Origin of the sequence: Pseudomonas sp. 2822-17, assembly GCF_002742485.1 — a bacterium.
Lineage (GTDB): Bacteria > Pseudomonadota > Gammaproteobacteria > Pseudomonadales > Pseudomonadaceae > Aquipseudomonas > Aquipseudomonas cyclaminis.
Window position 1 is genome coordinate 1 of the sequence record NZ_LJRZ01000476.1, and the last position, 259, is coordinate 259.

1 pseudogene is annotated in these 259 nt (G+C 37.1%); it reads right to left on the reverse strand.

Annotated features, from left to right (window positions below):
- Positions 1-259: pseudogene (locus AOA60_RS18295) on the reverse strand (hypothetical protein); the annotation flags it as partial.

Here is a 259-nt window from a genome sequence, read left to right on the forward strand (position 1 = left end):
TTTTTAAACTCCAGCTCCCTACCTACCCTTGCGTTGATAGAACATTCTATATGTGCTTTTGAATAGATACAATGTAAACATGAAATACACATTCTAATTTCTTTTTCTCTTCCCTCAGCTACTTTACAAACCCATTCAGGATCTGCAATGTGACCTCGGCCAATTGCAACAAAATCCGCTTTTTTAGATGCAATAACATCATCCACAAATTTAGGTTCTCTTATGGCCCCAACTGTAATTACGGGAATGTTAACTACCT